Here is a 12,049-nt window from a genome sequence, read left to right as displayed (position 1 = left end):
AGATGCAAAAAGACGTGACCATCGTTAACTGTCCAACCTGTAAAAAAGAGGTGATTTGGGATGAGCTAAGCCCGTGGCGTCCCTTTTGCAGCAAACGTTGTCAGCTAATCGATTTAGGCGAATGGGCTAACGAAGAGAAACGTATTGCCAGCAATAACGATCTCTCCGATAGCGATGACTGGAGCGAGCTGGAGCCGCGTAACGACGACTAGTTCGCTAACTGGGCGGCTTCCTGACGTAAACGGGCGATAAGCGCATGATTGGCCGGCGGAAACTCTTCCGCTACCAACTCAGCCTGCTTAACCCAACGTTGTGGCTGCCCTTCCCGACCCCAGGGTTCACCCTGCCACTGTTCCACCAGGAAAAAATGCAGTGTAACCCGCACATCTTCATAGGTGTGATCGGCAGAGCCGATGGCTTCTGCCTGCGTCACCTCAATACCGGTTTCTTCAGCCAGCTCACGCACCAGCGCCTGCTGCGCGCTCTCTCCCAACTCGATTTTTCCGCCGGGAAACTCCCACATATTTGCCATATGCGAGCTTGATGAACGCTGCGCAAGAAAAATTTCATGGCTGGCGTTGCGAATAACGCCGACCGCGACCTGTAAGTGCTTCATGGATAGAGACTCCTGAGATACGTCATAAAGCCCATCTTAAAGCATGAGTAAGTCATTGTTAATGCGTCTCTATCTTTCAATTCGTTTGAAGCCGGAATTCACCACTGAACAAGACAGGTCTTGCTGCTGGTGCCGCTGCAAAACGTTAATCTGCCTGTTGAATCTGGATGAACATGATATATACCGAACACTGAATATGATGACCTTAGCACCGATAAAAGCATCTTCGGATGGCACCACTAATAGCGCAGACATTATCGGAATGCAGTGCGCGACGTTTAAAGATATTCTTTCGGTTGATGGCGTTATGAATACGCTGACCTATCATCCCGCCAACCAAGTTATCCCCCTGAATGAGGCACAGAAGCGGCTTTTTTATTGCATGTTTTTCAATATCAACCGTAAAAAAAGTATCATCGCCACTGTGTGGCATGAAAATCATCTGAGGATAGGCGACAATAATTATCATCAGCTCATATTTCAAAGCCGCGCGTTACTAAAGCGGTATGGATTATCAGAAAAGCTATTAATTACCGTTCCCTGCTATGGCATTCGTTTTAATACTAAGCTCATGGAAGAGATCGCCAGGCATGATCTCGCGAGATAATCTTGCCAACCTGACAAGCCAAGCCATTGAAGTAATTAGCTTTCCAGCCGAATTTCATGCTGTTACTTACTGGCATGGCATCAGCCTGAAAGCATTGATCTGCGTGAGCACACATCTTATTTGACCGATAAACCATGACCATATGGCAATGCCTTGCGCGCTAAACAAAAGGCGACAGGTAGCCTGATATCGATAAATAATGTACCGGTTAAATATAAAAAATGCGGCAGAGACGAGGTATTCTCCTGCTCAGAACTTCATTCAACCTCATTGATGACGCCGTTAATCGCATTAACATAAATAAACCATTACGGAAAAAATGAGCAGATAACGGCGTTAAAGCCAGTGCTGTTAACAAGCCCGTGTCATGTAAGCAAAATCAACGAGCGGCCACCAGGTTATTATTGCGATAAAACGATAAAGCAAAAAACAGGTTTAAAAACGGCAATAAAAAAGCCAGCTTGCGCTGGCTTTTTCTCAGGTGCTTATGCCGGGTCAGGATTATGCCAGACGGCCATGGCACTGCTTGTATTTCTTACCGGAACCGCATGGGCAAAGATCATTACGTCCTACTTTACGCTCGCCGCTTTGCGTCGCCAGTTCAGCGGCCTCAACGGTTTCATCATCGACATGACTTAACTGCTGCTGCTGCTGCAGGCGCTCAGCTTCTTCGCGACGCTGCTGCTCCATCTGCTCCACTTCTTCCGGCATGCGTACCTGAACCTTGCTCAACGTGCTGATCACTTCATATTTCAGTGATTCCAGCATGGCGCCAAACATGGCGAAAGATTCGCGCTTATATTCCTGCTTAGGATCTTTCTGTGCATAGCCACGCAGATGGATGCCCTGACGCAGATAATCCATCGCGGCCAGATGCTCTTTCCACAATGAATCCAGCGTCTGCAACATGATGCCTTTTTCAAAATTACGCATCATTTCGGTGCCGACAATCTCTTCTTTCGCGGCGTAGGCTTTTATGGCTTCGCTCATGATACGTTCGCGTAGCGTCTCTTCATGCAGATCCGGCTCTTTATCCAACCATTGTGCAATCGGCAGATCGAGATCGAAATCGTTTCTCAGACGCTCTTCCAGGCCGGCAACATCCCACATTTCTTCCAGCGACTGCGGTGGAATGTAGGTATCGATGGTGGTTTTCAGCACATCTTCGCGGATACTGTTGATGGTTTCGCTGACGTCAGAAACATCAAGCAACTCATTACGCTGACTGTAGATAGCACGGCGCTGATCGTTAGCAACGTCATCGTATTCCAGCAGCTGCTTACGAATATCAAAGTTACGGCTTTCCACTTTGCGCTGCGCATTGGCAATCGCTTTGGTCACCCATGGGTGTTCAATCGCTTCACCTGGCTTCATACCCAGTTTACGCATCATGTTAGAAACGCGATCGGAGGCAAAAATACGCATCAGCGCATCTTCCATCGACAGATAGAAGCGTGATGAACCCTGATCGCCCTGACGACCGGCACGACCGCGCAGCTGGTTATCAATACGACGAGATTCGTGGCGCTCGGTGCCGATAATGTGCAGGCCGCCTGAAGCCAGAACGGCATCGTGGCGAACCTGCCAGTCAGCTTTAATTTTTGCGATTTGCTCTGGCGTCGGATCGGCCAGCTCGGCAATTTCTGACTGCCAGCTGCCGCCCAGCACGATATCGGTACCACGACCTGCCATGTTGGTAGCGATGGTCACCGCGCCCGGCTGGCCTGCCTGTGCAACGATGTCCGCTTCACGGGCGTGGAATTTGGCGTTAAGAACGTTGTGTTTGATACCTGCACGCGTCAGCTCATTAGAAACCACCTCTGATTTTTCAATCGAGATGGTACCCACCAGCACGGGCTGGCCGTTCGCGGTACGCTCGCGGATATCCTCAATGATCGCGTCGATTTTCTCTTTTTCGGTCATGTAGACCAAATCAGGCAGATCTTTACGCACCATCGGCCGGTTGGTTGGCACCACAATGGTATCCAGCTTGTAGATAGAGCTGAATTCAAATGCTTCGGTATCGGCGGTACCGGTCATGCCTGCCAGTTTGTCGTACAAGCGGAAGTAGTTCTGAAAGGTGATGGAAGCCAGCGTCTGGTTTTCGTTCTGGATTTCAACGCCTTCTTTTGCTTCGATAGCCTGATGCAGGCCATCTGACCAACGACGTCCCTGCATGGTACGGCCGGTGTGCTCATCAACGATGATCACTTCACCATCTTTCACGATGTAGTCCACATCGCGAGTAAACAGCACATGTGAGCGCAATGCGGCGGTGACATGATGCATCAGCATAATGTTGGTCGGCGAGTAGAGCGATTCACCCTCTTCCATGATCCCTTCGCTCACCAGCAGCTCTTCAATGGCGACCAGTCCACGCTCGGTCAGGTGCACCTGGCGCGCTTTTTCATCGACGGAGAAGTGGCCTTCACCCTGGAAGGTGTCGGAATCTTCTTTTTCCTGACGAATCAGATGCGGAATGATTTTGTTTACTTTGATATAGAGTTCAGAGCTGTCTTCAGCCGGACCGGAGATGATTAACGGCGTGCGCGCTTCATCGATCAAAATGGAGTCAACTTCATCCACTAGCGCATAGTTCAGCTTACGCTGTACGCGCTCTTCAGGACTGAATGCCATGTTGTCACGCAGATAGTCAAAGCCATATTCGTTGTTGGTGCCGTAGGTAATATCGGCCGCATATGCTTCACGCTTGGCCGGCGCAGGCATATTTGGCAGGTTGATACCAATGCTCAGACCGAGGAATTCAAACAGCGGACGGTTATTTTCTGCATCGCGCTGGGCAAGATAGTCGTTCACGGTAATAACGTGTACGCCTTTGCCAGTGAGTGCGTTCAGATAAGCAGGCAGTGTGGCGGTCAGGGTTTTACCTTCACCGGTGCGCATTTCCGCGATGCAACGGTTATTCAGCACCATACCGCCGAGCAGCTGGACGTCAAAGTGACGCATGTTAAATACACGCTTACTGGCTTCGCGAACGGTGGCAAAGGCTTCAGGAATTAACTCTTCCAGGGAGGTGCCTTTTGCCAGACGCGCACGAAACTCGTCGGTCTTGGCTTTGAGCTGTTCATCAGACAGTTTTACAAACTCGGGTTCCATCTTGTTGATGGTTTCAACCACTTTACGCATACGGCGAAGCGTACGATCGTTGCTACTGCCAAAAACTTTGGTGAGTAATTTGATTAACATAGTAAATTAAGTCTCTTTCCGACCACATTGCTGCGGTTTTATACTGGTTTTTTTATCGTTAGCAGAAGGCTCTGCAGAGTTCAGTTAGCTAAGAAAGAGATGAGGTCCGGCGCGGATACCACGAATCTGCGACAGCCACAGTCCGCTGGCAAAGGTATTGATGGCCAAAGGCAAAGGCGCTGCAATGGCGTTACGATGAGCGGTATAAACCGGCTGATGCGTTAATAACGCATTGAGCGAATCGATTAACGCATGTTTTTGTACTGCCAGCGGTAAGGCCTGCTCAACATCAGCCAGTCGCTGTGGCGTCAGCGCAAAAGAGAGGTGACGAATAACCGTGCGGATGGCATGCTGATGCCAGTAATCGACGCTGAAGTTGGGTTTGCGTGCGCTTTCCAGCAGAGCAAGGCTGTTAAATCGTACGACATTGCCGATGGCCAGGCTTTTAGCGGGCGACTGGCGTAGGCTGTTTTGATCGGGATTCTGTGCGCTGGCAGCAGGCAGGCCCAAACTGGCCGCAACCATCCCCAGCAGGAGATGAGGCCAGAAATAGCGCTTACCCAATTGTCGCCAACGTTGAAAGATGCCGATCACTCTGTTCCACCAAGTCGATGCAGACTGCATCGCGCTGTTAAAGCCTGTTACTGTTGGCATGCACGGTGGCTTACCAACCTGAAATTAGGGGCAAATAGTATCATCAATGCGCAGCGTCGACATCTCAAGATATTAATCATAAAGCGGAATTAGCCAGATTATTGTTCAGCAAAGCAGCAGTTGATTAGGGCGGAGAGAATGGCGGAGGCGTTAACTAACAGACAATAAAAAACGACGGGTTCAGAGGCCGGAGAGAGGTTGCCCGTGAACCCGTCGTTCAGATGTTCAGGCTTATGCCAGAACTAAATTAGGTGCTTTAAATGCCAGTGGCAGTTCAGCTTCATCTTCGAAGGTTGCCCATTCCCAAGCTTCCTGTCTGGCCAGAACGGCCTGCAGTAATTTGTTGTTCAGAGCATGACCTGATTTAAAGGCGGTAAACGCGCCGATAATATTGTGGCCACACATGAACAGATCGCCAATGGCATCAAGCATTTTATGGCGAACAAATTCATCTTCGAAGCGTAAACCGTCTTCGTTTAATACGCGGAAATCGTCTACCACGATAGCGCAATCGAAACTGCCGCCCAGGCACAGACCACGTGATTGCAGGTATTCAATCTCACGCATAAAGCCAAAAGTGCGAGCCCGGCTGATCTGACGCATAAAAGATTCAGCGGAGAAATTCATCTGATAGCGCTGTGAGCTGGCATCAATTGCCGGGTGCTGGAAATCGATAGTGAAATCGAGTGAAAAACCGTTAAACGGTTTAATTTCAGCCCATTTATCACCATCTTCTACGCGCACCGCTTGTTTAACCCGTACGAATTTCTTCGCACTGTTAAGCTCTTCAACGCCTGCATCTAATAACAGATAAACGAAAGGTGCCGCACTGCCATCCATAATAGGAATTTCAGGCGCATCAACTTCCACAATGATGTTATCAATGCCTAGACCGGCCAAAGCCGCATTAAGATGCTCAACCGTTGAAATACGCACGCCTTCATCGTTCACCAGGCAAGTACTCAGCATGGTGTCGCGCACGTATTTTGCATCAGCCGGAAAATCAACCGGTGGATTCAAGTCAGTGCGACGATAGATGACCCCGGTGTTAGCCGGCGCAGGGCGCAACGTTAACATGACTTTTTTGCCGGTATGTAAACCAACACCAGTCGCATTAACGATACGTTTCAATGTCCGTTGTTTGATCATCGCATTATCTCGCAAAATTACTCATCCGACCGCCAGTATACGTTACCAGCGGGCGAACACTTTAGCACAAAGAGCGGAGAAGCCCAATTCTCAGGTTATTCTTAATCAGCCTGCTTACGTAAAAACGCAGGAATATCAAGATAATCGGGTTCTTTATTGCTCTGAGCAGCCTGGTCATTGACGACTTTAGCAGCAGGTTTTTGCTCCTGCGGCAGCGGCGCCATACCATGTTGCTGGTAGCGATGATCCATTACCGGCTGGCTGGCTGGCTTGTTGGTCACCAGCGTGATTTCAGGGCGCTTGTCCATGCCAATACCGGTTGCGACCACGGTCACACGCAGTTCATCGTTCATCTCTGGATCCAGAGATGTACCGATCACCACGGTTGCGTTGTCGGAAGCAAAGGCGCGGATAGTGTTACCTACGGTTTCGAACTCATCCAGACGCAGGTCGAAACCAGCGGTGATGTTAACCAGCACGCCGCGCGCACCAGACAGGTCGATATCTTCCAGCAGTGGGCTGGAGATTGCCATTTCAGCCGCTTCTTCAGCGCGATCTTCGCCACAGGCAACGCCAGAACCCATCATCGCGTAGCCCATTTCGGACATTACGGTGCGCACGTCAGCAAAGTCGACGTTCATCAGGCCAGGACGTGTAATCAGTTCAGCGATACCCTGTACCGCGCCTTTCAGCACGTCATTCGCCGCGCCAAATGCATCAAGCAGTGAGATGCCACGGCCAAGCACTTTAAGCAGCTTGTCGTTTGGAATGGTGATCAGGGAATCAACGTGCTTGGAAAGCTCAGCGATGCCTTGTTCAGCAAACGCCATACGTTTTTTGCCTTCGAAGTTAAAAGGCTTGGTGACCACCGCAACGGTAAGAATACCCAAATCTTTAGCGACTTCAGCTACAACAGGGGCTGCACCCGTACCGGTGCCGCCGCCCATACCAGCTGCAATAAACACCATGTCAGCGCCTTCAAGCGCCGCACGCAGGGCTTCACGGTCTTCTTCTGCCGAATTGCGCCCTACTTCCGGATTCGCACCCGCGCCCAGACCTTTTGTAATGTTGTTACCGATCTGAATGGTCTGGCCAACTGCGGTTTTGCGCAATGCCTGCGCATCGGTGTTTACCGCGAAGAATTCCACACCTTCGATACGCTCGCGTACCATGTGCTCAACGGCATTGCCGCCGCCGCCGCCGACGCCGATGACTTTAATCACCGCGTCATTGGTTAATTCCATAGGTTCAAACATAATTTCTCTCCGTTATGTGCCTGTCGCCTGGAGATCATAAACAGTGCTTAGCATGATCTCCTTTTACTAAAATTAAAACTCTTTTTTTAGCCAGCTGTTAATCCGCTTAAACCAATTGCCAACTGACGCTCTTTTTTCCACTTCAGCCTCACCGTTAAGGTGCGACTCTTTTCCATAGTGCAGCAAGCCAACCGCCGTTGAGTAATACGGCTCCTGCGCATAATCTGTTAGCCCGGTGATGTTCAAAGGCTGGCCAATACGCACCTGCGTATGGAACACACGCTGGGCGCATGCTGCCAAACCTTCAATCTGTGCTGCGCCGCCGGTAAGGACAATACCGGCCGCCAGATGGTGCTTAACACCTTGCTGACGGAGCTGTTCCTGCAGCTGCAAAATCTCTTCGTTTACTAAATTTAGCAACTCGGTGTAACGCGGCTCAATCACTTCTGCCAGCGTCTGCCGCTGAAGGCTGCGTGGCGGTCGTCCACCGACGCTCGGCACCTCAACGTTTTCATCTTTACCGACAATAGAGCCAAGCGCGCAACCATGGCGCACTTTAATCGCTTCAGCATCGGTTGGTGGCGTACCAAAAGCGTAAGCGATATCGCTGGTTACCACATTTCCTGCATAAGGAATGACTTTGGTATGACGCAGCGCGCCGCCGGTGTATACCGCAATATCCATGGTGCCACCGCCAACGTCCACTACGCAGACGCCTAACTCACGTTCATCTTCTGTCAGCACGGCAAAGCTGGAGGCCAGGCCGGCAAAAATAAGCTGATCCACTTTAAGGCCGCAACGCTCTACTGCCTTCACGATATTTTTCGCCATATCGTTGTGGCAGGTAATCAGGTGAACTTTGGCCTGCATACGCACGCCGGAGAGTCCCACCGGATTTTTGATGCCTTCCTGATAGTCGATCGCATATTCCTGAGGAATAACATGCAAGATACGATGCTCATCACGCACGCGTACCGATTTAGCGGTATGCACTACGTTTTCCACATCTTCCTGCGTCACTTCCTCTTCGGAAATCGGAACCATCCCGATTTCATTCTGGCAACTGATATGTTTACCCGATAATGCGAGGTAAACCGAAGAAATCTGGCAGTCTGCCATCAGTTCGGCCTGATCGATGGCGCGCTGAACGCATTTCACCACCGACTCAAGATCGTTTACGCCGCCTTTGTCCATACCGCGCGAAGGGCAACTGCCCACGCCAATAATATTGACCATACCATCGGGCAGAACTTCCCCAACCAGGGCGGCAACCTTCGCGGTGCCAATTTCGAGACCTACTACCAGCTTTCTGTCCGTTGCCTTGATCATTGTTGTTTAGCCTGTGCCTGATTCTGTTGCTGATGACTATCCTGTTGCTCAATAAATGCCGGAGCCCAGCCTACGGCAGCGCCAGAGTCATAACGCAGATCGACGTAGTCGATGCGTTTGCTCTCTGCGGTTGCCTGCTGTTGCAAAGCCGGATAGAGCTCAATAAATCGGTTCAAACGCTTCATGGTATCGCTGCGTCCCAGCTCAAGACGAATGTCGTCGCCGGTGACCAGTTGCCATGAGCGGCGCGCCGTCATAGAAGCCGCTTTTAACGTAAGCTTGTCCGCTTTAATCACCTGATCCATCTGATGATATCCGGCCAACACTTCTGACTCGCTGCCTTCCGGACCATAAAGCATCGGCAATGTTTCTTTGCCGACATGGCTGGCCGGTACGCTGAACGATTTCCCTTCAGCATCAACCATATGTAAATCATTCCAGCGTGCGACTGGCACGTATTCCACCAGATGAATCTTTAATTCGTCGGGCCACTGTTTGCGTACGCTAACCTGCTGAATCCAGGGTAAACGCTCAATCTGTTGCTGAATAACATCGACGTTCTGCGACATAAAGGTGCCCGGCGCGCCCAGCGCCAGAATCGCCTGTCGAATGTCATCATCTTTGGTGTAGTGAATTTTACCGGTCACCACCAGCTTCGACAGCGGCTGTCGCGAAGCATCGTTCATCCACTTCAACACCACAAAGCCGCCGAAGGCGATGGTGCCAAGCACCAACAGCAAAAAAATAATACCCGCCAGTCGCGAGCCATTGCTGCGACCGGTTCGCGCTTTTTTCTCCTGCGCTTCCTTATTCCTTACGTTCAAAGCCGCCTGGGACATATCAGTCGGCCAACTCCAGAATACGGGCGGCCAGCGCGGAGAAACTCATTCCTGCCTGTTTTGCCGCCATTGGTACCAGACTATGGCTGGTCATACCGGGCGACGTGTTAACTTCCAGCAGATGAAAATTGCCAGCGCCGTCCATCATGACGTCAACCCGGCCCCAGCCGCTACAACCGAGCACGCGCCAGGCTTTCAGCACGATCGCTGCCAGTTCCGCTTCGCGTTCAGCCGATAAGCCACTTGGGCAAAAATATTGCGTTTCATCAGAATGATACTTGGCTTCATAGTCATAAAACGTATTAGCAGTCTGGATACGAATAGAAGGTAGCAGCGTCTCACCCACAATGCTGACGGTATATTCCGCACCGCTCAGAAATTGCTCAATCAGCACTTCATCGTCATGCAAAAATGCATTATCGAGAGCCGCTGGCAGTGCCTCCTGCTCGTTTACCCGGCTGATACCGACACTTGATCCTTCGCGGCTCGGCTTAACAAACAGCGGCAAGCCCAGCGCAGAAATTTTTGCCGTGGTCTCTTCGGTGAGGCCTGCGTCCCACTCACTGCGCGACAGCATAATGTAAGGCGATACCGGCAACCCGGCACCCTGCCACAACAACTTAGTGCGCAGCTTGTCCATGCTGATCGCCGATGCCATTACGCCGCTGCCGGTGTAAGCAATGTTCAGAAATTCCAGCGCTGCCTGCAGCGTGCCATCTTCGCCACCGCGTCCGTGAAGAGCGATAAACGCCTTGTGATAGCCCTGCTCTTTCAGTTGCCATACCGGCACATCGCGAATATCAACCGCATGCGCATCAATACCCGCTTCTTTTAAGCCAGCGAGCACCGCGTTACCGGAGTTAAGAGAAACTTCGCGCTCCGCAGACGTTCCACCCAGCAATACTGCGACTTTCTCAGCCATGATGCTCCTCCTTAACCTGCGGAATCAGTTTATGTTCTGCCAGCGTACGGGCAATTTTACCAATATTACCCGCGCCCTGAACCATCACCAGATCGTTGCCGGAAAGCACCGGCGCCAGCATCGCGGCGACATCATCGTGATCGGGGACCAGAATCGGGTCAACTTTGCCACGACTGCGAATCGTCCGGCACAACGCCCGGCTATCAGCGCCAGGAATCGGGGTTTCGCCAGCGGAATAGACATCCAGCATCAGCAGCACATCCACCTGCGACAGCACGTTGGCAAAATCGTCGTAGAGATCGCGGGTACGCGTATAGCGATGCGGCTGAAAAATCATCACCAGTTTTTTCTCAGGCCAGCCCGCGCGAGCTGCTTTGATGGTGGCATCCACTTCGGTAGGGTGATGGCCGTAATCGTCCACCAGCATGGCAGCACCGGCACAGCCATTAACGACGTCGGTCGGAAACTCGCCCAGCACATCAAAGCGGCGTCCGGTACCCTGGAAGCTCTCCAGCGCGGCGAGGATATCTTCGTCTTCGATGCCCTCTTCGGTCGCTACAGCAACCGATGCCGCCGCATTAAGGGCGTTATGGCGGCCTGGCGCATTCAGCGTGACATTAAGACGCGGTTTATCGTGACGCACCAGCGAAAAATGGCCCTGTGCGCCATGCTGCTCATAGTTCTCGATACGAACATCGGCATCGTCACTGAAACCGTAAGTAGTAATGTGACGCCCGACGCGCGGAATTAATTCGCGGATTACCGCATCATCCACACACATTACCGCACGACCGTAAAAAGGCAGGTTATGCAGGAAGTTAATAAAGGTCTGCTTTAAATTTTCGAAGTCGCCCTGGTAAGTATCCATATGATCGGCTTCGATATTGGTGACGATGGCCACCATCGGCTGCAGATGGAGAAAGGAAGCGTCACTTTCGTCTGCTTCGGCGATCAAATAGCGGCTGCTGCCTAAGCGCGCATGGGTGCCGGCGGCCTTAACCAATCCACCGTTTACAAAGGTCGGATCCAGTCCGCCTTCGGCATAAATGCTGGATACCATCGCGGTGGTAGTGGTTTTACCGTGCGTGCCGGCGACGGCAATGCCATGGCGATAACGCATCAGTTCAGCCAGCATTTCAGCGCGGCGAATCACCGGGATGCGCGCCTCACGGGCGGCAACAATTTCGGGGTTATCCTGCGAAACCGCACTGGAGATCACCACCACGCTCGCGCCCGAGACATTCTCCGGACGATGGTTAAAGAACACGGTCGCGCCCAGATTAATTAAATGCTGGGTTACCGCGTTGGGGGCTAAATCGGAGCCACTGATCTCGTAGCCTTCGTTAGCCAACACTTCAGCAATACCGCCCATGCCAGCACCACCGATGCCAACAAAATGGATGTGCCGGACACGTCGCATCTCGGGCACGAAAGTACGCAGTTTTGCCAGTTGTTGTGTATTCATCTTTA

11 protein-coding genes are annotated in these 12,049 nt (G+C 51.6%); 2 read left to right on the top strand and 9 right to left on the bottom strand.

The features are described from left to right. Positions 1 to 2 precede the first annotated feature (2 nt). On the top strand, positions 3 to 212 hold the full coding sequence (yacG, locus tag EM595_RS03675) for a DNA gyrase inhibitor YacG (protein WP_067427977.1): 210 nt from the start codon (positions 3 to 5) through the stop codon (positions 210 to 212). On the opposite strand, the gene mutT is transcribed toward yacG, so the two are convergent. Beyond that, positions 209 to 616 carry an 8-oxo-dGTP diphosphatase MutT gene (gene mutT, locus EM595_RS03670; protein ID WP_067427975.1) on the bottom strand — a complete coding sequence of 136 codons (408 nt, stop codon included), beginning with the start codon at positions 614 to 616 and terminating at the stop codon, positions 209 to 211. The genes yacG and mutT overlap by 4 nt on opposite strands. Before the next feature lie 196 nt (positions 617 to 812). Here mutT and EM595_RS03665 point away from each other — a divergent pair, with 196 nt between their 5' ends. Then, the gene (locus tag EM595_RS03665) at positions 813 to 1,223 is read left to right on the top strand and encodes a winged helix-turn-helix domain-containing protein (RefSeq protein WP_157883842.1); all 411 of its coding nucleotides are present in this window, start codon (positions 813 to 815) and stop codon (positions 1,221 to 1,223) included. A gap of 501 nt (positions 1,224 to 1,724) precedes the next feature. Here EM595_RS03665 and secA read toward each other — a convergent pair. From secA to murC, 8 genes are all read right to left on the bottom strand, one after another. Next, a complete protein-coding gene (secA, locus tag EM595_RS03660; RefSeq protein ID WP_067427973.1) occupies positions 1,725 to 4,430 on the bottom strand; it encodes a preprotein translocase subunit SecA in 2,706 nt (901 codons plus the stop codon). A gap of 84 nt (positions 4,431 to 4,514) precedes the next feature. After that, entirely contained in the window at positions 4,515 to 5,024 is a 510-nt protein-coding gene (gene secM, locus EM595_RS03655) for a secA translation cis-regulator SecM (protein ID WP_173645390.1), read from the bottom strand. A gap of 291 nt (positions 5,025 to 5,315) precedes the next feature. Beyond that, positions 5,316 to 6,233: a UDP-3-O-acyl-N-acetylglucosamine deacetylase gene (lpxC, locus tag EM595_RS03650; protein WP_067427969.1), complete on the bottom strand. Its 918-nt coding sequence runs from the start codon at positions 6,231 to 6,233 to the stop codon at positions 5,316 to 5,318. A gap of 101 nt (positions 6,234 to 6,334) precedes the next feature. After that, positions 6,335 to 7,489: a cell division protein FtsZ gene (gene ftsZ, locus EM595_RS03645; protein ID WP_067427967.1), complete on the bottom strand. Its 1,155-nt coding sequence runs from the start codon at positions 7,487 to 7,489 to the stop codon at positions 6,335 to 6,337. 72 nt (positions 7,490 to 7,561) lie between these two features. Next, positions 7,562 to 8,818 (bottom strand): cell division protein FtsA, encoded by a 1,257-nt coding sequence (gene ftsA, locus EM595_RS03640; RefSeq protein ID WP_067427965.1) that lies wholly within the window; start codon positions 8,816 to 8,818, stop codon positions 7,562 to 7,564. Further along, positions 8,815 to 9,657 carry a cell division protein FtsQ gene (gene ftsQ / locus EM595_RS03635; protein ID WP_067427963.1) on the bottom strand — a complete coding sequence of 281 codons (843 nt, stop codon included), beginning with the start codon at positions 9,655 to 9,657 and terminating at the stop codon, positions 8,815 to 8,817. The genes ftsA and ftsQ overlap by 4 nt, the downstream gene beginning before the upstream one ends. 1 nt (position 9,658) lies before the next feature. Beyond that, a complete protein-coding gene (locus EM595_RS03630; protein ID WP_067427962.1) occupies positions 9,659 to 10,579 on the bottom strand; it encodes a D-alanine--D-alanine ligase in 921 nt (306 codons plus the stop codon). Further along, positions 10,572 to 12,044: a UDP-N-acetylmuramate--L-alanine ligase gene (gene murC, locus EM595_RS03625; RefSeq protein WP_067427960.1), complete on the bottom strand. Its 1,473-nt coding sequence runs from the start codon at positions 12,042 to 12,044 to the stop codon at positions 10,572 to 10,574. The genes EM595_RS03630 and murC overlap by 8 nt, the downstream gene beginning before the upstream one ends. Positions 12,045 to 12,049 lie beyond the last annotated feature (5 nt).

Source organism: Duffyella gerundensis (assembly GCF_001517405.1).
GTDB lineage: Bacteria > Pseudomonadota > Gammaproteobacteria > Enterobacterales > Enterobacteriaceae > Duffyella > Duffyella gerundensis.
This window is presented reverse-complemented; position numbering and strand designations above follow the sequence as displayed.